Raw genomic sequence first — 16,492 nt, 5'->3', positions numbered from 1 at the left:
AATGAAAATACTTGAGAAGACAATTAACAGGATTGAATCTACGGATTCAATTATATACAAAAAAGCCCTGGATCGTCTTGCTCAGCAGGCCCGCCCGGCGGGAAGCCTCGGTGTTCTGGAGCCGCTTTCCGCCAGACTGGCTGGCATAAAAGGCGTATTAGACGTTAGATTGACCGAAAAGGTTATCGTTACCTGCGCCGGTGATCACGGTGTTGTCGCAGAAGGAGTAAGCCTCTTCCCACAGGAAGTTACAGCTCGGATGGTTTATAATTTTGTAAATGGCGGAGCTTCCATCAGTGTGCTGGCACACCATGCCGGAGCCCGGGTAGTTGTGGCTGATCTTGGGGTGAACCATGATTTTGAGCAGGATCTGCCGATTTTTCATAAAAAAATCCGTAAAGCAACCGGGAACCTGGCTGTGGAACCTGCAATGACAAGAGATGAGGCAGTACGATCTATTGAAGCGGGTATAGAAATAGTTGATGAATTACTAAAACAGGGCCCCGTCGATATAATCGGAACCGGGGACATGGGTATCGGCAATACAACCCCGTCAACTGCGATTATAGCCGCTTTTTCAGGTATTCAGCCTGAAAAACTTACAGGCCGGGGCACAGGCATAGATGACAAGACGCTGCAGCATAAGATCGAGGTAATAGAAAGAGGGATTGAGCTGCATAAGCCGAATCCTGATGACCCTGTTGATGTGCTTTCAAAATTAGGCGGATTTGAAATAGGCGCTTTGGCCGGACTCGTTATCGGAGCCGCCGGCCGGAAGATCCCTGTTATTTGTGACGGTCTGATTTCCACAGCCGGGGCTCTTATTGCATGCGAGCTTGCGCCGCTTACAAAAGAATATCTCTTTGCAAGCCACAATTCAGTGGAAGCTGGTCACAAATTTATGTTTGACCGGCTCGGGTTGTCGCCTTTGCTCGATTTAAAGTTCAGACTTGGAGAAGGTACGGGCGCTGCGGTAGCCATGGAGATTTTAGACGCTGCAACCCGTGTGCTGGCTGAAATCAAAACCTTTGAAGAAGTCGGAATAAAGGGTGCTCATTGAAGCTGCATATCACCAATTTAGGCTGCGCAAAAAACCTGGTTGACACCGAGCTTATGCTCGGAAAACTCTTGAAATCCGGTTTTGTATTAACTGAGCATCCTGGAGAAGCTGACACAATAATAATAAATACTTGCAGCTTTATTGAATCTGCTATTAATGAATCTATAGATACCATTCTTGAGCTTGCAGAATTTAAGCAAACAGGGAAATGTAAAAAGCTTATTGCAGCCGGATGCCTGCCGGAACGATTTAGAGAAAAAATTACGGAGGCTCTGCCTGAAGTCGATATTTTCCTGGGAACCGGCGCTTTTGATAAAATATTGGAAGCGATTGCCGGATCTCTTGCCCCGGGTTCCTGTCATTTGCCGCGGCCTGATTTACTCCCGCTGCAGAATTGGGATGATTCAAGGTATCTTAGCACTTCCCACATGGCCTATATTAAAATAGCAGAGGGTTGCGATAAAAAGTGTACTTATTGCATAATACCAAAATTGCGTGGTAAACAAAAAAGCCGCTCAATAACAGATATCCTCGCGGAAGCGGATAGCTTAATATCTGCCGGAGTAAAAGAAATACTGCTGGTGGCCCAGGAAACAACCGACTATGGCAGGGATTTGACATCCTGTGATAACCTGGCAAAACTGCTCGAAGAATTATCAAAAATATCTGATGATATATGGATCAGGGTTTTGTATTCTCACCCGGAGAGCATTAATGAGACTTTGATAAACACCATATCACGACATGACAATATTTGTTCTTATTATGATATACCGATTCAGCATGCGAGCAATGCAGTGCTGAAAAGGATGGGTAGACAATATACTCGTGATGATTTGTATAAACTTTTTGAAAGCATAAGGCTGATAGATCCCCAGGCGGCTCTCAGGACAACGGTTATGACGGGTTTTCCCGGTGAAACGGACCGGGATTTCCAGGAGCTTTTAAGTTTTATCCAGGAAATCCGTTTTACCAATTTGGGCGCTTTTATATACTCGGATTCAGAGGATATTTCTTCTCACAGACTGCCTGATCATATCAATAAGGAAAAGTCAAAAAAACGGTATGACAGACTGATGTCAAGCCAGGCGGAAATATCTCTTGAAAATAACCGGATGCATATAGACAAAATTTACAAAATACTGCTGGAAGAAGAATTAACCAGGGATAATTTTAAGGGGCGCACCTTTTTCCAGGCTCCGGAAGTAGACGGCATAACATATGTCAATTCGAATATCTCCGCAGGCGACCGCGACCATCATGCCGAAGATTTTGCCATGGTAAGGATTACAGGGACCAATGAATATGATCTTACAGGTGAGGCTATATGAACAGCCTTAAAGAAAAGATAATATCTGAAACTGAAGGCCTGATTGCCGATATTGAAACAGCCGTCAGGATTAATTTAAATCCCCATTTCGACCTGGTTTCAGACATTGCCGGCCATATTCTCTTTGCGGGGGGTAAAAGATTAAGACCCCTCCTGATGATTCTGTCGGCCGGAATCTGTGGTAATATAAAAAAAAATTATGCGACCCTTTCCTCAATGTTTGAGTATCTGCATACTGCATCACTTTTACATGACGACCTTATTGACGGCGCTTCAATACGACGGGGCAAACCTGTTGCAAATTCAATCTGGGGTAATTCAGCCGCTGTGCTTACAGGCGATTTTCTCCTGGCGCGTTCACTCTCCATAGCTGCAAAAACAGGGATATCCGCAATTGTCGAGGTTCTTGCTGAAATTACGGAATATATGTCCCAGGGGGAAATTTTTCAGCTAATGAACAAAGAACGCTTAGATCTTTCGAAAAAGGAATATATGAAGATTATAAAATGCAAAACAGCCGTATTGTTCCGGGGGGCATGTAAAACAGGCGCACTTATTGCCGGCGCCGCAAAGGATAAGGAAGCCGCCCTTGCATCATATGGAATGAATCTCGGCATTGCTTTTCAGATGGCTGACGACCTTCTTGATTACACTTCTGATTCAAAACTCCTTGGGAAAAAGACAGGGGCAGACATCCGGGAAGGAAAATTAACACTGCCTGTTATTTATGCTTTAGATAAAACCGATTCGGAAGACCGCAGGTTTATAGAAAAAATAATCATAAATAAAAATTTTAACGATGATGATTTCAATAAATTAATAGACTTATTAAAAAAGTATCAAGGCCTTTCCTATACCCAAAAACTGACGTCGGAGTATGTTGAAAAAGCAAAAAATTCCCTTGATATTTTTACACCTTCGAAAACTAAGGAGACCCTGTTGAATGTTGCCGATTATGCAATGGATAGAAAAGCATAAAATAAGACTGGCTGTAATAATATTATGCGGCCTATTTTTAACGCTGGCAGCTCCTGCGGAAGCTTTGCGAACAGCTACCGTTGATGTTATCGGAACCGGGAGAGCCTGTGATGAAAATATTTCCAAATCCAGGGAACAGGCCATTGCCGACAGTTTGGTTTCCGCTTTAGAAGTAGTGCTGTCAGAAATAATATCAAGGGATTTGTTGATCCATAATTTTCAAAAGTTGAATGAAATATTTTATGGGCATACAGACCGGTATATCACTGACTACAAGGTATTTGCCGAGGTCTCTTCAGGAAACAGATACAGGGTAATGGTTCAGGCCAATGTATCCGTCGACAGAGTTGAAAAAAGACTTGTCGAGGAGGGGATACTGCTTGGCAAAGCGCCTCTTCCCAAAATATTATTTCTTGTAACAGAACAAAATATAAATGATCCCATTCCCAAATACTGGTGGGGCCGCGGCATGCTTTTTTTTGAATCGACAGTGGAGAAAGCAATGGCGGCAACCATGGCTGATAAGGGCTTTCCTGTTATAAAACACGGGATCAGGATGCCGTCACTGGATGGGGATACAATTGCTTATCCAATGAACCTTAGTGATATAGAGGCTGTGAACATAGGAATTCTTTTAAATGCCGATATCGTTGTTATCGGAAATGCTGTTGCCGGCAAAACAATAAATATCATGGGCTCAAACATCAGATCATTCAAAGGTATTATTAGTGCACGTATTTTACGCACAGATACCGGGGCTGAGATTGCTGCAATCAAAAAGGCTGCTGCTGCAGTCGATTCTAATGAAACCAAAGGGGCTGAAAAAGCACTTTCCCATGCAGGACAGCTTGCGGCGAAGGAGCTTTCAGTTCAAATCATTGCCGCCTTGCAGGATAAGAAAGAGGCTGAAGTGCTGGAAATTCTTGTGCAGGGGACAGATGATCTTTCCAATTTTGTAATGTTTCGAAAAACTTTAGAGACCATACCCGGAGTAAAAAATGTACAAACAAAGCTTATCAGACCCGGCGAGACAACAATTATGGTGTTGTTTCAAGGCAGCGCAAGGGAGCTTGCTGATGCTCTTATGTTGAAAACATTTGTCATGTTCGGTATAAGTATCGATAAAGTATCTGAAAACTATTTAAAACTTGAACTGATTCCTGGTTAAACCATACTATTGCATTGAAAAAAACTAACGCTACTATTAATATCCCCAACCTGATAACTGTAATCAGAATACTCCTTGTACCTGTTTTCATTATATTCATAACAAAAAACAGATTATCAAGCGCGCTTATTGTTTTTACAATAGCAGGTATAAGTGACGGCCTGGATGGTTTCCTTGCAAGATTTTTTAACCAGCAGACATACCTTGGAGCCTACCTTGATCCAATAGCTGATAAAATTCTTTTAACCTCTGCCTTTGTTTCTTTAGCTGTGATTAAAATCCTGCCGGGCTGGATGGCGGTCATTGTTATAAGTCGTGATATATTAATCCTGTTAGGCATTGCGATTCTTACCGTCCTTGATATCAAGACACCAATCAAACCGACGCTCGTCAGCAAGTGTACAACCGCAGCTCAGCTGTCCACAATTTTTTTCATCCTGCTTGATCCTGATTTCACAAAAGCATATCTGGTTCGCAATTTAATATACTGGCTTACTGCCATTTTAACGGTAACTTCGGGACTTCACTATATTGCCATCGGGTCTAAAATATTACAGAGTATCACGCTTAACAACCATACGAATAAATAGATAATATCCTTTGCTGAACTTCATTCAGCCTGATTATCTACTCCCTGATTATCTACTCCCTGATTATCTACTCTTTAAAGCCCCATAAACCTTATCTGCCATATCTTCCAGGTTTTTTATATAATCCATGGCAAGCGGGTCAATCGAAACCACAACGCCGCCTATTGCACCGGCAATTTTTGAGGCGGCATTATGGTCAAACTCCGGTTGTACAAATATCACATGCACTCTTTCCTTTTTTGCCTTTTTGATAAATATAGATAGATTTTTTCCTTTGGGTGCTTTTCCTTCCATTTCAACAGCAAGCTGCCTTATGCCGTAAGTATCGGCGAAATATCCAAAGGCCGGGTGGAAAACAAAAATTGATTTCCCCTTTACATTTGCAAGAGCTTGAGAAATTTTTTTATGTAATTCATCAAGATCACATAAAAACGAGTTCAAACCTTTTACATATTCTACCCTGCCCTCCGGGTCGAGGGACACAAGTGTTTTATATATTGTTTCAGCCTGTATCTTTACCAGTACAGGGCTCATCCAGATGTGCGGGTCATTTCCACCTTCTTGATGATGGTTGCCCCCCCCCATCCTTCTCAGCCTAATCCCTGTTCGAGTATCCACAATCCGGACATGCTCTGATGAGCTCGCAATCTTGGGAACAAGAAAATTTTCAAATGGAACACCGATGCGAAAATATACCCTTGCTTTTACAAGTTTTAACATTTGTGCCGGAGAGGGCGCATAAGTTGCCGGGTTCTTCCCGGCCTGGAGAAGCACATCGACAGTGACCCTGTCGCCTCCTATACGTTTAACAAAATATGCCTGGGGCTGGATACTGACAAATACGGGTATAGGCTTTGATGGTTTTTCAGCAGCGTTTAATCTGTTTGACAGCATTATTGCAATAAAAATAATCAAACAGTAATAAATTGTTTTATGTTGACAGAAATTCATTTTATATACCTCGTTTTATTTCCTATAGATTTGCAGAATTAACTGCAAGCTATTTTTTGTAACGGAAATAATAAGGGTGATTGTGGACAATGAGGCCGCCAGGCCGAATGTCACACGCTTCCTGGAATCGAGGCATTTCGAGATTTCCACAAGGCAAGCTGACGAAGCTTTTTATCTTACCGGCAAAATAGACAGGGAGATGCCTGATTCCGCATTTTCTGAGATTAAGGAACAGGAAAAGCCGGCGTTAAACTGACAATTTCAGATGCAGAAACCCTGCCTGTTCTCAAGGCTCTGCCTTTTTTAGACCATTTGATTTTTTGTAACCGTTCACGGTTATAGGTTCACAGTTAACGATTGAAAAATACAGCAGGTTTCGGTGGATTCGCTTCGCTTAATCCACCCTACAAACTTACGTTGCTCTTGAACCGTAGGGTGGATTAAGGAGCGTAAGCGACGAATCCACCAAAATAGCTGTCCCGCCTTACGTTGATGGCCTGAGATTCAATTTATAAACAGAAAATTATGCCGCTTGTAACCGTGAACGGTTACGATTTTTTTTATTTTCATTGGCTACGTTCCCAATTATCACAGCAAACGACGCGCGAGTTCTTCATAAAGTGGAAATTTACGATCCACTGACATCAGCCGTCCCTCATGGGCCAGTGCAGTCGCAATGATAATTCTGTCTTGTGGGTCACTGTGATGTTCGGGAAGGTCAACCGCCATACCAGCAATCTGCGGTGTAATGGGCAAAAGCATAATTCCAGACCCATGCAACGCCTTTTCGAACCAAGCGCTCCTGTCGCAAGGTAGCACGATGCGACCATGACGCTCAAGCCAGGCAACTTCAAAACAACTGATTGCGGAAACCGCTACTGCATTACCAGCCTCAATCAACTCTTTTCGATTGGCCCCGAGCGCAGCAACGTCGCTGTTAACCCACCAGAGCCATATATGAGTATCCAGGATAATCACTTGGGCAAATCCCAATCATCTTCAGGAATACTGCTGATAATGTCGCCAAGGATGCGTGTTTTGCCGGCGATATCCGGATGGGGGCTACGACGCATGGGCTGCCCCCCCCGCGCATCGTCAAGCACCAGGAGGATGATCTCCAGTTGTTTGTTGGGTGGAAGTTTCGGTACATGCTTCAGGGTACCGGACTGGTCTGTTTCAAGTATCAAACGTTCCGCATACATGATTTTGTCCTCACATAATAAACATAGTTTTCCATAATGGGGGGACGATGTTACGAGTTGCTATTCAATTGTATTTTTTTAAAATATCTCAAACCTCCCCCACAGTTGTCAATCAATTTCTTAGGGTTCGCACAAAAATAAATTCGCAATTTTAAGTGTTGAGGCGCCTGGCCGGCAAGGCGAGAAAGCGTAGGAATATCAAGATATTCATACGCTTTCGTAACGCAGTCAGGCAGGATGCATCGACGCTTAAGATGTAAAATTATTTTTGCGCGAGCCCTTACCTTTTTCCGCACACCTTGCAGATGTTATAATAGTATAGTCCTTCATATCACTTCAAAAGTAGTTTTCTCGTTCCCACGCTCCAGCATGGGAACGCATACCATATGGGTTCCCACGCTGGAGCATGGGAACCAGGCGAAAAGCAACATTTAAAATGTGTAAACCAAAATTGAAAGATGCCAAAAAAAGATAGGAAAAAAATTTGCAAATACTTTGAATATCTTTCAAATCTTCAGATTGCATTGTTCTTAAAGCCATGAACCATTTTTTAAATCGGCATGGTAAGGTTATTATTGACAAGGATCCTAATCTCCGGGCTGAATTTACGGGAAAAGTCTTAAAACAGTATTTCGATTTTTCTATTTTTAGAAAACGGTATCTAAACGAGGTAATCAATGCCCCTGTTTGACCAGGATATTATCCTTAAATTAGTCTCTGAGCTGAGAAAAAGCATTATTCGACTTCGGGAAATATCGAAGCTGTCTCAAAAAGACTTTCTTGGCGATCAGGACAAGATTGGAAGCTCGAAATATCATTTTATCGTTGCGATTGAATCGACTATCGATATGTGCAACCATATTATTGCCCGTAATGGTTATCGGATGCCTGAAAATTATGCTGATACGTTCAAAGTAATGGCGGAGGCCGGCGCTATTGACGCGGACTTTTCGAATGCGCTTAGGAGCATGGCTAAGTTCAGAAACCGTCTGGTAAACCTATATTGGGAAGTCGATGATCAGCAATTATATAAAATACTTCAGGAACATTTAGTCGATTTTAAAAAAATTTTAAATTCCATCACTGATTTCCTTGAATGGGAGAAGTACTAAATAATATTCAAATCAACAAAGGGATTCCGTGATTAATATTTGACCCGCAACCAGGTTTTTCAAGAATTGCTCGCAGGGCAGGCAAAGGATATTATCTATTAAAAGTCGTTCATTGCCACGGTAGAGAAGGAGACCCCTGGCCTCAGGATAATCTTTTAGAAAGGCATTCAACCCCTTAAGCATTTTGTTGTTAATCCCGGCAGAATTTTTAACCTCAATGGCCAGGAAGGTATCCTGGCCATAAAGTATAAAATCCACCTCAACACCTGATTTTGTGCGCCAGTAATAGAGCCTGCAGTTCATATTGCTGTATGCAATCCAGGCTCTCAGGTGCTGTGCAACAAGGCCTTCAAGCGCTGCGCCGTCAATTTCTTGAGGGCTGTCCAGGGGGCCTGTTGGCCGCAAAGACCGGAAGGCGCCACTGTCAAAATAATAAAATTTTTGGTGAGAAATAAGGCGGCGCTTGGCTCGTCTGGAAAAAACAGGGATCCGGAAAGAGAGCAACAGGTCATTAAGGACGGCAAGATAGTTGTCAACGGTCTTTCGTTTGACCTGACATTCCCTTGCCACTTCCGAGACATTCAATATGCTGCCATGAGAAAAGCTTACTGTTTCTAAAAATCTGCTGAATGCCCCAATATTACGCACAGCTCCTTCCATCTGTACTTCTTCTTTTAAATAAAATAAAGAGCGACATACGAGGATAGAGTTACCTGTGGATCAGGAAAACTGGTAATTAATGGCACCAGCCCGATGCGCAGACTTTCAGCCAGGCTAAAGGATTCTCCAAACTCAGCAGCCATAAAGGGATGCATTGTTTTTACAATTGCACGACCGGCCAAAAGATCAACACCTGTTCTTTTCAATTTCCTGGCGCTGGATCCGGTGAGAACAAACTGACGGCCTCTCCCTTCCTCAATAAGCTCATGCACTACATCCAGGAGTTCAGGAACCTTTTGTACTTCATCAATAATTATTCTATTACTCTCCGTCCCGCCCACCACTTGGCGTAATCGTTCCGGTCTTGCTGAATAAGCTCTGAACACCTCCGGAGCCAGAAGATCAATCGTTTCGGCGCTGGGGTAATGCTGTTTAAGCCAGGTTGATTTGCCTGTTCCTCTTGGCCCGAAGAAAAAAAAACTTTACTTGGGAGCCTGAAAAAAACAAATCACTGTTTCCATTTTTGCATGTCAGGTGCAAAAAATAGCATACTTATTCGGCAGATACAAGATAATCCAAGGGCGTTGCCCCGGGATGGTATGTATAGCCCTTTCAGGGCTGATAATCGAATAACTTTTTCATATTGCACCCGTCAAAAAAAGTATTGCAAACGCATAATGGTAATACTATAGTGGTATTACCATTTACTTGGGAGGTAAAACTATGCGTGTTACTACAAAAGGGCAAGTTACAATTCCTATAAATGTAAGGGAGGTATTGGGTATCATGCCTGAAACTGAGATTGATTTCAGAGAAGATAATGGAAGGTTCTACATAGTTAAAGCTGATAAACCTAAAATTACAAAGCAGTTTAAAAAACTTAGAGGAATAGCGACAGCAAAAATGTCAACTGACGAAATTATGAACCTCACAAGGAAATCATAATGAATGGAGTCTTTGTTGATTCATGTATATTGCTGGATTTATTCACAGATGATCATAATTGGGCTGACTGGTCGGAAAATATACTGGATAAATACAGCCAAACCAATACTTTGTATATAAATTCAATTGTTTACACTGAAGTATCAATTGGTTTTAATAAAATCGAGGAGGCAGAAAAGGCTATCTCTCAGCTCGGTATAAAAGTATTGGAAATTCCTCGTGAGGCGCTTTTTCTGACAGGTAAAGTATTCCTTAAATATAGAAAACACAAAGGAACAAAAAAATTACCCTTACCTGATTTTTTTATAGGTGCACATGCAACTGTATCAAAATTTGTTTTAATAACCAGAGATTCAACAAAATATAAAACCTATTTTCCCCAGCTTAAACTCATACATCCTGATAAAGGATGGACGTGCTGAAACTGTGCTATTTGGCATGCCAGCCAGCTACAATATATTCTGACTAAAATAGTTCTTTTTATATGAAAACTCAAGGTACGGTAATTGTTAAATCCTTTGTATGATATTAAAAAAATAGAGCGCCTCTTGGCGGACGCCATGCCCGCCGACAGCAGCAAAGCACGCCGGAGATTGAACAACATCAGGCGTTTTAATGAAAAAAAGATTCAAACGGAACTTGCCGGGATCCGGAAACTGCTGAAAGCTTCGATAAAAAAAAAATGGCGCCGGGATAATCTGCCCCAACCTTTATTCAACCGTGATCTGCCTGTTTTTCCAAAAAAAAATGAAATAATCGAGGCTATCAGCAAGAACCGGATAATCATCATTTCAGGAGAAACCGGTTCCGGGAAAACCACCCAGATCCCACAATTCTGTCTGGCAGCCGGGCGCGGAATAAACGGCCTCATAGGCTGCACCCAGCCGCGGAGAATAGCCGCAATAACCGTGGCCGGACGCATAGCAGAAGAACTTGGAGAGCCTGCCGCCGGAGGCCTGGTAGGTTACAAGATAAGATTTAAGGATAAAACAGATGATAATTCATTTATAAAAATAATGACCGACGGAATTCTGCTGGCAGAAACCCGGCGCGATCCTTTTTTAAATAAATACGACACATTAATAATCGACGAAGCCCATGAGAGAAGTCTTAATATCGACTTTGTGCTCGGTTTTTTAAAAACTTTATTAAAAAAAAGAAAAGACCTTAAGCTGATCATAACCTCAGCGACTATCGATACTGAAAAATTTTCCAAAGCTTTTGATAATGCCCCTGTTATTGAAGTGTCAGGGCGGATGTATCCGGTGGAGGTACGATACTTCTCGGACAAGCATGATCAGGTTGATGATATTACCCATGTTGAGATGGCCGCGCTGGCTGTCGATGAGCTGCAAAGGAAATGTCCTTTCGGAGACTTACTGGTTTTCATGCCGACCGAGCATGATATTCATGAAGCACGCCGCATCATAGAGGGCCGAAAATATAAAGGAGTCGTTGTTCTCCCGTTGTATGCACGCCTCCCTGCGGCGGAACAGAAAAAGATCTTCAGGCGCGGAGCAGGGCGAAAGATAATTATTGCAACCAATATTGCCGAAACTTCGATTACTATTCCGGGGGTTAAATATGTTATTGATACAGGACTGGCACGGATATCACATTATATGCCCGGCTCAAGAATAACCTCGCTTCCGGTTGTGCCTGTATCGCAAAGCAGCGCTGAGCAGAGAAAGGGACGATGCGGCCGTGTGGAAAACGGCATATGCATTCGTCTTTTTTCGGAACAGGATTTTAATTCACGCCCTATTTATACTCCACCCGAGATTCTCAGGACAAACCTTGCTGAAGTAATATTGAGAATGATGGCCCTTAATTTGGGAGATATAGAAAAATTCCCTTTTATAGACCGGCCTGCGTCTAAAAGCATAAAAGACGGATTCAACCTGCTGGCTGAGCTTGGAGCCATAGTCCCCTTGCAAACCCGGGGAAAAGCAAAAAAAAACAGGTTTGGTCCGGAAGAGGCCAGGGTCAATTCTTCTTCCGGGAGCTTCAGGTTGACAAAATATGGACGACTTATGGCAAATATACCTCTTGACCCGCGCCTTGCAAGGATATTGATTGAGGCTGCAAAATTCGGGTGTTTAGATGAGATGGCCGTGATCGCTTCTGCCCTGAGCATCCAGGATCCCCGGGAACGCCCCCCCGACAAAGCTGAGGAGGCTGATAAAAAACATAAGGAATTTATAGATCCTTTATCCGATTTTATTACCCTTCTGAATATCTGGAAAATGTATAATAAGACCTGGAAAAAGGTGAAAACCGGAAACAGGATAAAAAAATTCTGCCGGGAATATTTTCTTTCATATAAACGGATGCGGGAATGGATCGATATCCATTATCAACTTACCGATATTATAAATGAATATAAGCGAAACAAAAAATCGGGCGCTGAGCTTTCAAAAACAGTTTCCAAAAGCGCTGATAATGACTGGCACCCCCTTTATGTTGAAATCCACAAAGCGGTTTTAAGCGGCTTTCTTTCCAACATTGCCTTAAAAAAGGAAAAAAACATTTATCAGGCCGCAAAAGGACGGGAAGTGATGATTTTTCCGGGTTCGGGCCTGTTTAACAGGGCCGGACAATGGACTGTGTTTGCGGAACTTATAGAAACATCCAGGCTTTATGCCAGAAAAGCAGCCAACATAGATAATGCCTGGCTGGAAGAAGCCGGAAAAAAACAGTGTAAATATACCTACAACCAACCCCACTGGGAACGAAACAGGGGTGAAGTTGTCGCTTTTGAACAGGTAAGCCTGTATGGTCTTATAATCGTTTCGCAAAGGCCTGTATCCTACGGCAGAATTGATCCCGGGGAGGCCGCCCGGATTTTTATCGAAAGCGCCCTTGTGCAGGGAGATGTAAAGAAAGTATTGCCTTTTATGCAACATAACCTGGAGCTTATTGAAAAAGCTGCTGATATGGAAAATAAATTCCGCAGACGAGATATTCTTGCAAGCGAGGAGGATATGTTCAACTTTTACATAAACAGACTGGCAGGAATTTATGATATAAGGTCCCTTGAAAGGCTCATCAAAAAAAAGGGGGATGATGGTTTTTTGCGAATGGAGATGAGCGATCTTATAATCAATGAACCTGATACTGAGGAACTGGCGCTTTACCCCGATAATATTCCTTTGGGCAATAGAGAATTTCAATGCGCCTATAATTTCAAAATAGGGGATCCGGATGACGGCGTAACCATCAAGGTGCCCTCAACTCTGACGGCCGGCATACCTATTGACAGTATAGACTGGCTTGTTCCCGGTCTTTTTAAAGAAAAAATTTCAGCGCTTATCAAAAGCCTTCCCAAAAAACATAGAAAAAAACTGGTTCCGGTTGCAGATACCGTAGATATGATTCTCAATGAAATGCCCCACGGCCAGGGATCGCTTTTCTCTGCTTTGAGTTCATTTATTTATAAACGTTTTACGATAGATATACCTGCGTCCGCCTGGAATGACGATGCTCTGCCGGATCATCTTAAAGCCGTGATTGCGATAACGGATGAGAACGGGAAAGAAATAAGATCCGGCAGAGATAAAGCCCTTTTATATGAGAAGGTTCAGCAGAGAGGCAAGGAAAAAGAATCAAAGGAACTCGTATCCTTAAAAAAAATATGGGAAAGAAGAGGAATCACAAAATGGGATTTCCCCGACCTCCCCCAATCTATCTCAATTAATAATTCAAACGGAAAAAAATGGGCTGTATATCCGGGACTTGAGGTAGATGAAGCAGGTAACAGCAAAAAAATTAACCTTCATATTTTCAGGAATGCAGAAGCCGCGCTTGAATCTCATAAAAAAGGGGTTGCAGCTTTATTATCCGGGTTTTTCTCCAACGATCTGAAATTTCTGAAAAAAAGAATCAAAATTCCTGAAAAACTGCAACAATCAGCTAAACATTTCGGAGGCACCGGACGGATAAACAATAAACTTTATCAAAGCGTGACTGGCAAGCTTTTTGAAAAAAACATCCGCTCCAAAAAAGAATTCCACTCTTATACGGAATCGATTGGCCCGCTTATCTTAAAAAAAGGGGATGAACTGCTGAAGCAAAGTCTGCCCGTGATGTCTGTTTATAATGACACTTTATTGAATCTGGCAGAATTAGAAAAGAGACAAAGATTTAACAAAAAATATTTGCTGTTTTTAAAAGAATTAAGAGAAGAGATGGAAAGGCTCGTGCCGGAGAACTTCATGGAGTTATACGAGACTGCCCGCCTTGTCCATATTATAAGATATATTAAAGCTTTCTCCATTCGCGGGGAACGGGCTCTGGTAAATCTGGAAAAGGATAAGACCAAAGCCGGCTTGGTAAACGAATATAGAGAGCGGCTTAACTCTTTTCTTCAAGGATTATCTCCCGGCACAACAAAAGAAAAACGGACTAAAATTGAAGAATTTTTCTGGCTGATAGAAGAATACAAGGTGTCTGTCTTTGCCCAGGAGCTTAAAACGATTGTGCCGGTTTCCAGAAAAAGGCTCGATAAAATGATCAGGGAAATAGAGCGAATGGTATAGATTTCCCATTGGCAAAAAAATGGTCTATTTGTTAAAAAAGCCCTTAAGCTTGTCTGTGGATTTGAAAGTTTCTTTTACGGCGCTGTCAATATCGCCTTTTTCAAGGGCTTCCTTGCTTTTTTCAAGAGTCCCCTTTCCCTCCTTCAAAAGTTCATCTCCCTTTGCCTTTAATTGCGCAACATTTTTTAGCAGCATTTCGCGATTGTCCGCCACGCAGCCTTTGAGACTCTTGAATATCTCGTTATAATAGCGTTCAACTGCCTCCCCCACGGTTACCCCGCCTTCATTGCGGCCGATTCCGGTAAGATGGATATTCGGGAGCTTCAGGCTCGCCACCTCCTGACCGCCCAAGACAACATCGACGGCGCTGTTTTGAAATATAAAGTCGTCTATAATGACCTTTTTCCCAGGACTTGATTTTTCTTCCGCTCCTGCCTTTTCAACCGTTTCTTGTTTCGACCCTTCACTCTTAGAAAACTTTGTAATATTTTCCATAATCTTCTTATGGTTATCTCCGGCAAGACCCTCCCATGTTATTTTGGCGCCATCTATCAAAATATTTCTTACCACTACAACGTCACTAATAACCGTGCACGTATCAACCTTTACGCTGAACTGTCCGAGTTCAAAAGCACTTTTGGAACTGAAACCCGGTGGATTGCCGATAACAAAGCCTCCTATGGCTGCCTGCCCGGAGAGAAGGCTGATATCCACGTCTGCCAGTTGGACATCACCGCCCGTGGCTTTAGGGCCTATAGTTTCAACACCTGAGCGGACAATGCTTCCCAGCATGCTGTAAAGTATAACTGCCCCTATGATCAAAACCAACAAAACCGCCGATCCCGCATAAAAAAATTTTTTCATAATTTATCTCTTTAAAAATTGGGCGCCCTAAGCCAGCTTAAATAGCGCTTGAACGAAAAGCTAAAATTATTATATTTCCGGTAGGTTAAGGGTATTTTTCAAATTGAAGTTTTTGAGCCATTAGCTGTTAGCTGTTAGCTGTTAACTGTTAACTGTTAACTGTTAAAATCAAACAGATAGTTCCTTGAGTCAATAGCTAACGGCTAAATGCTAACAGCTTTTCGAAAATCTTCGTTTCTTGAATAATGTTTAAATATCCGAAATAGTATCTGTTTTTAGTTTTCGTTCAAGCGCTAAATATCCTACCAGAACATCCAGCTTTCCGTATACAGAACATAAATTCCTAATCCGAGGTTGGTTATTGCGTGGGCTGCAATACAGCCCCCCAGTTTTTTCTAACGGATCATCAATAAATTGTAAATAACACCGGCTGCAATCCCTACAAATACACGATGATGCTCTAATCCAAAAAGTATGGCCACGCCTATAAATGAAAACCAGGTAAAAATGCCCGGGGGGACAGCGCGAAAATCCTGATTAATAAGATAGCGCAATAAAAAAGAACGCCAAAAAAGTTCTTCCATAATCGGGACAACCACTGCCGCGCCGATAATGCGCACGGCAATCAAGCTTATCACGGCCGCATGGGACCAGCCGAAGGCATAGGGGTTAAAGCCGGTATGCTTGCCGAACTGGGGGAGATATTCTTCCGGCAAAATCCAGATGAGCAACACCAAGAGACCAATCAAGATGGCTGTCAAATATTCAAAGAATGAAAGTTTTGGAGCAAAATCTGGTTTATACTCATGCCTCCAAAACCAGAGCAGGAGTCCGACAATAACGGTTCTGCCGATATACAGAATGTGGGTACAGGATGGAAAAAGACGAGCCAGCTCAGTCAGAATTAAAAACAGGGCAAAGGGGAAAACATAAGGAAACCAAGGCCTTTTTAAAATTTTTAACATATATATTTTTGTGGTCGGGGCGAGAAGATTTGAACTTCCGACCCCTTGAACCCCATTCAAGTGCGCTACCAGACTGCGCTACGCCCCGACTGCTTGCTTAATTAACAACTTGCTTTTATTATGTCAAGC

Annotated in this window: 16 protein-coding genes, 1 tRNA gene and 1 pseudogene; 10 read left to right on the top strand and 8 right to left on the bottom strand. The window is 42.5% G+C overall.

All coding sequences use genetic code 11. The annotated features are described in order from the left end of the window. Position 1 precedes the first annotated feature (1 nt). From cobT to pgsA, 5 genes are read left to right on the top strand one after another with little or no spacing between them, the layout of a single operon-like run. Complete coding sequence (gene cobT, locus BuS5_RS06445; protein ID WP_027352777.1) at positions 2-1,060, top strand: nicotinate-nucleotide--dimethylbenzimidazole phosphoribosyltransferase; 1,059 nt, start codon at positions 2-4, stop codon at positions 1,058-1,060. Beyond that, entirely contained in the window at positions 1,057-2,391 is a 1,335-nt protein-coding gene (gene rimO / locus BuS5_RS06440; RefSeq protein ID WP_027352776.1) for a 30S ribosomal protein S12 methylthiotransferase RimO, read from the top strand. Before cobT ends, rimO begins: the two co-directional genes overlap by 4 nt. Further along, on the top strand, positions 2,388-3,368 hold the full coding sequence (locus BuS5_RS06435; RefSeq protein ID WP_027352775.1) for a polyprenyl synthetase family protein: 981 nt from the start codon (positions 2,388-2,390) through the stop codon (positions 3,366-3,368). Before rimO ends, BuS5_RS06435 begins: the two co-directional genes overlap by 4 nt. Continuing rightward, positions 3,334-4,536 (top strand): hypothetical protein, encoded by a 1,203-nt coding sequence (locus BuS5_RS06430; protein ID WP_027352774.1) that lies wholly within the window; start codon positions 3,334-3,336, stop codon positions 4,534-4,536. Before BuS5_RS06435 ends, BuS5_RS06430 begins: the two co-directional genes overlap by 35 nt. Positions 4,537-4,550: 14 nt before the next feature. Continuing rightward, a complete protein-coding gene (gene pgsA / locus BuS5_RS06425) occupies positions 4,551-5,126 on the top strand; it encodes a CDP-diacylglycerol--glycerol-3-phosphate 3-phosphatidyltransferase (RefSeq protein WP_198012167.1) in 576 nt (191 codons plus the stop codon). A 63-nt stretch (positions 5,127-5,189) separates the two neighbouring features. Here the strand turns inward: pgsA and BuS5_RS06420 are convergent, their stop codons facing one another. Next, a complete protein-coding gene (locus tag BuS5_RS06420; protein WP_027352772.1) occupies positions 5,190-6,077 on the bottom strand; it encodes a metal ABC transporter solute-binding protein, Zn/Mn family in 888 nt (295 codons plus the stop codon). Between the two features lie 76 nt (positions 6,078-6,153). Here BuS5_RS06420 and BuS5_RS06415 point away from each other — a divergent pair, with 76 nt between their 5' ends. After that, positions 6,154-6,333, top strand: coding sequence for a hypothetical protein (locus BuS5_RS06415; protein WP_027352771.1), 180 nt, complete (start codon positions 6,154-6,156; stop codon positions 6,331-6,333). A 332-nt stretch (positions 6,334-6,665) separates the two neighbouring features. On the opposite strand, the gene BuS5_RS06410 is transcribed toward BuS5_RS06415, so the two are convergent. Beyond that, entirely contained in the window at positions 6,666-7,070 is a 405-nt protein-coding gene (locus tag BuS5_RS06410) for a type II toxin-antitoxin system VapC family toxin (protein WP_035264133.1), read from the bottom strand. Beyond that, complete coding sequence (locus BuS5_RS06405) at positions 7,052-7,279, bottom strand: hypothetical protein (protein ID WP_027352769.1); 228 nt, start codon at positions 7,277-7,279, stop codon at positions 7,052-7,054. Before BuS5_RS06405 ends, BuS5_RS06410 begins: the two co-directional genes overlap by 19 nt. Before the next feature lie 677 nt (positions 7,280-7,956). Here BuS5_RS06405 and hepT point away from each other — a divergent pair. Next, on the top strand, positions 7,957-8,391 hold the full coding sequence (gene hepT / locus BuS5_RS06400; protein WP_027352767.1) for a type VII toxin-antitoxin system HepT family RNase toxin: 435 nt from the start codon (positions 7,957-7,959) through the stop codon (positions 8,389-8,391). A 12-nt stretch (positions 8,392-8,403) separates the two neighbouring features. On the opposite strand, the gene BuS5_RS06395 is transcribed toward hepT, so the two are convergent. Together BuS5_RS06395 and BuS5_RS06390 are read right to left on the bottom strand one after the other, a co-directional pair. After that, a complete protein-coding gene (locus BuS5_RS06395) occupies positions 8,404-9,051 on the bottom strand; it encodes an ATP-binding protein (protein ID WP_198012166.1) in 648 nt (215 codons plus the stop codon). A gap of 14 nt (positions 9,052-9,065) precedes the next feature. After that, positions 9,066-9,512, bottom strand: a pseudogene (locus tag BuS5_RS06390) (AAA family ATPase); the annotation flags it as partial. Between the two features lie 262 nt (positions 9,513-9,774). Between BuS5_RS06390 and BuS5_RS06385 the strand changes: the two are divergent. The 3 genes from BuS5_RS06385 to hrpA all read left to right on the top strand — a co-directional run bounded on the left by BuS5_RS06385 (position 9,775) and on the right by hrpA (position 14,534). Further along, positions 9,775-9,996: an AbrB/MazE/SpoVT family DNA-binding domain-containing protein gene (locus BuS5_RS06385; RefSeq protein ID WP_027352766.1), complete on the top strand. Its 222-nt coding sequence runs from the start codon at positions 9,775-9,777 to the stop codon at positions 9,994-9,996. Then, on the top strand, positions 9,996-10,418 hold the full coding sequence (locus tag BuS5_RS06380; protein ID WP_027352765.1) for a type II toxin-antitoxin system VapC family toxin: 423 nt from the start codon (positions 9,996-9,998) through the stop codon (positions 10,416-10,418). The genes BuS5_RS06385 and BuS5_RS06380 overlap by 1 nt, the downstream gene beginning before the upstream one ends. 84 nt (positions 10,419-10,502) lie before the next feature. After that, positions 10,503-14,534 carry an ATP-dependent RNA helicase HrpA gene (gene hrpA / locus BuS5_RS06375; RefSeq protein ID WP_051374528.1) on the top strand — a complete coding sequence of 1,344 codons (4,032 nt, stop codon included), beginning with the start codon at positions 10,503-10,505 and terminating at the stop codon, positions 14,532-14,534. Between the two features lie 24 nt (positions 14,535-14,558). On the opposite strand, the gene BuS5_RS06370 is transcribed toward hrpA, so the two are convergent. The 3 genes from BuS5_RS06370 to BuS5_RS06360 all read right to left on the bottom strand — a co-directional run bounded on the left by BuS5_RS06370 (position 14,559) and on the right by BuS5_RS06360 (position 16,451). After that, positions 14,559-15,398: a hypothetical protein gene (locus tag BuS5_RS06370; protein WP_027352763.1), complete on the bottom strand. Its 840-nt coding sequence runs from the start codon at positions 15,396-15,398 to the stop codon at positions 14,559-14,561. A 395-nt stretch (positions 15,399-15,793) separates the two neighbouring features. Next, positions 15,794-16,363: a CAAX prenyl protease-related protein gene (locus BuS5_RS06365; RefSeq protein ID WP_051374527.1), complete on the bottom strand. Its 570-nt coding sequence runs from the start codon at positions 16,361-16,363 to the stop codon at positions 15,794-15,796. Positions 16,364-16,374: 11 nt separating this feature from the next. Further along, positions 16,375-16,451: transfer RNA gene (locus tag BuS5_RS06360), tRNA-Pro, on the bottom strand. Positions 16,452-16,492 lie beyond the last annotated feature (41 nt).

It is taken from the genome of Desulfosarcina sp. BuS5 (genome assembly GCF_028752835.1).
In the GTDB taxonomy this organism is placed as follows: Bacteria; Desulfobacterota; Desulfobacteria; order Desulfobacterales; family BuS5; genus BuS5.
The sequence above is the reverse complement of the archived record's forward strand: the minus strand, read 5'-3'. Positions and strand labels throughout refer to the sequence as shown.

Bases quoted from the DNA above. Each gene is read 5' to 3' on its own strand.
- BuS5_RS06395 (WP_198012166.1), bottom strand. From the start codon at position 9,051: ATGGAAGGAGCTGTGCGTAATATTGGGGCATTCAGCAGATTTTTAGAA.
- BuS5_RS06365 (WP_051374527.1), bottom strand. From the start codon at position 16,363: ATGTTAAAAATTTTAAAAAGGCCTTGGTTTCCTTATGTTTTCCCCTTT.
- BuS5_RS06370 (WP_027352763.1), bottom strand. From the start codon at position 15,398: ATGAAAAAATTTTTTTATGCGGGATCGGCGGTTTTGTTGGTTTTGATC.
- BuS5_RS06430 (WP_027352774.1), top strand. From the start codon at position 3,334: ATGTTGCCGATTATGCAATGGATAGAAAAGCATAAAATAAGACTGGCT.
- cobT (WP_027352777.1), top strand. From the start codon at position 2: ATGAAAATACTTGAGAAGACAATTAACAGGATTGAATCTACGGATTCA.
- BuS5_RS06385 (WP_027352766.1), top strand. From the start codon at position 9,775: ATGCGTGTTACTACAAAAGGGCAAGTTACAATTCCTATAAATGTAAGG.
- BuS5_RS06420 (WP_027352772.1), bottom strand. From the start codon at position 6,077: ATGAATTTCTGTCAACATAAAACAATTTATTACTGTTTGATTATTTTT.
- BuS5_RS06380 (WP_027352765.1), top strand. From the start codon at position 9,996: ATGAATGGAGTCTTTGTTGATTCATGTATATTGCTGGATTTATTCACA.
- BuS5_RS06435 (WP_027352775.1), top strand. From the start codon at position 2,388: ATGAACAGCCTTAAAGAAAAGATAATATCTGAAACTGAAGGCCTGATT.
- hepT (WP_027352767.1), top strand. From the start codon at position 7,957: ATGCCCCTGTTTGACCAGGATATTATCCTTAAATTAGTCTCTGAGCTG.
- BuS5_RS06405 (WP_027352769.1), bottom strand. From the start codon at position 7,279: ATGTATGCGGAACGTTTGATACTTGAAACAGACCAGTCCGGTACCCTG.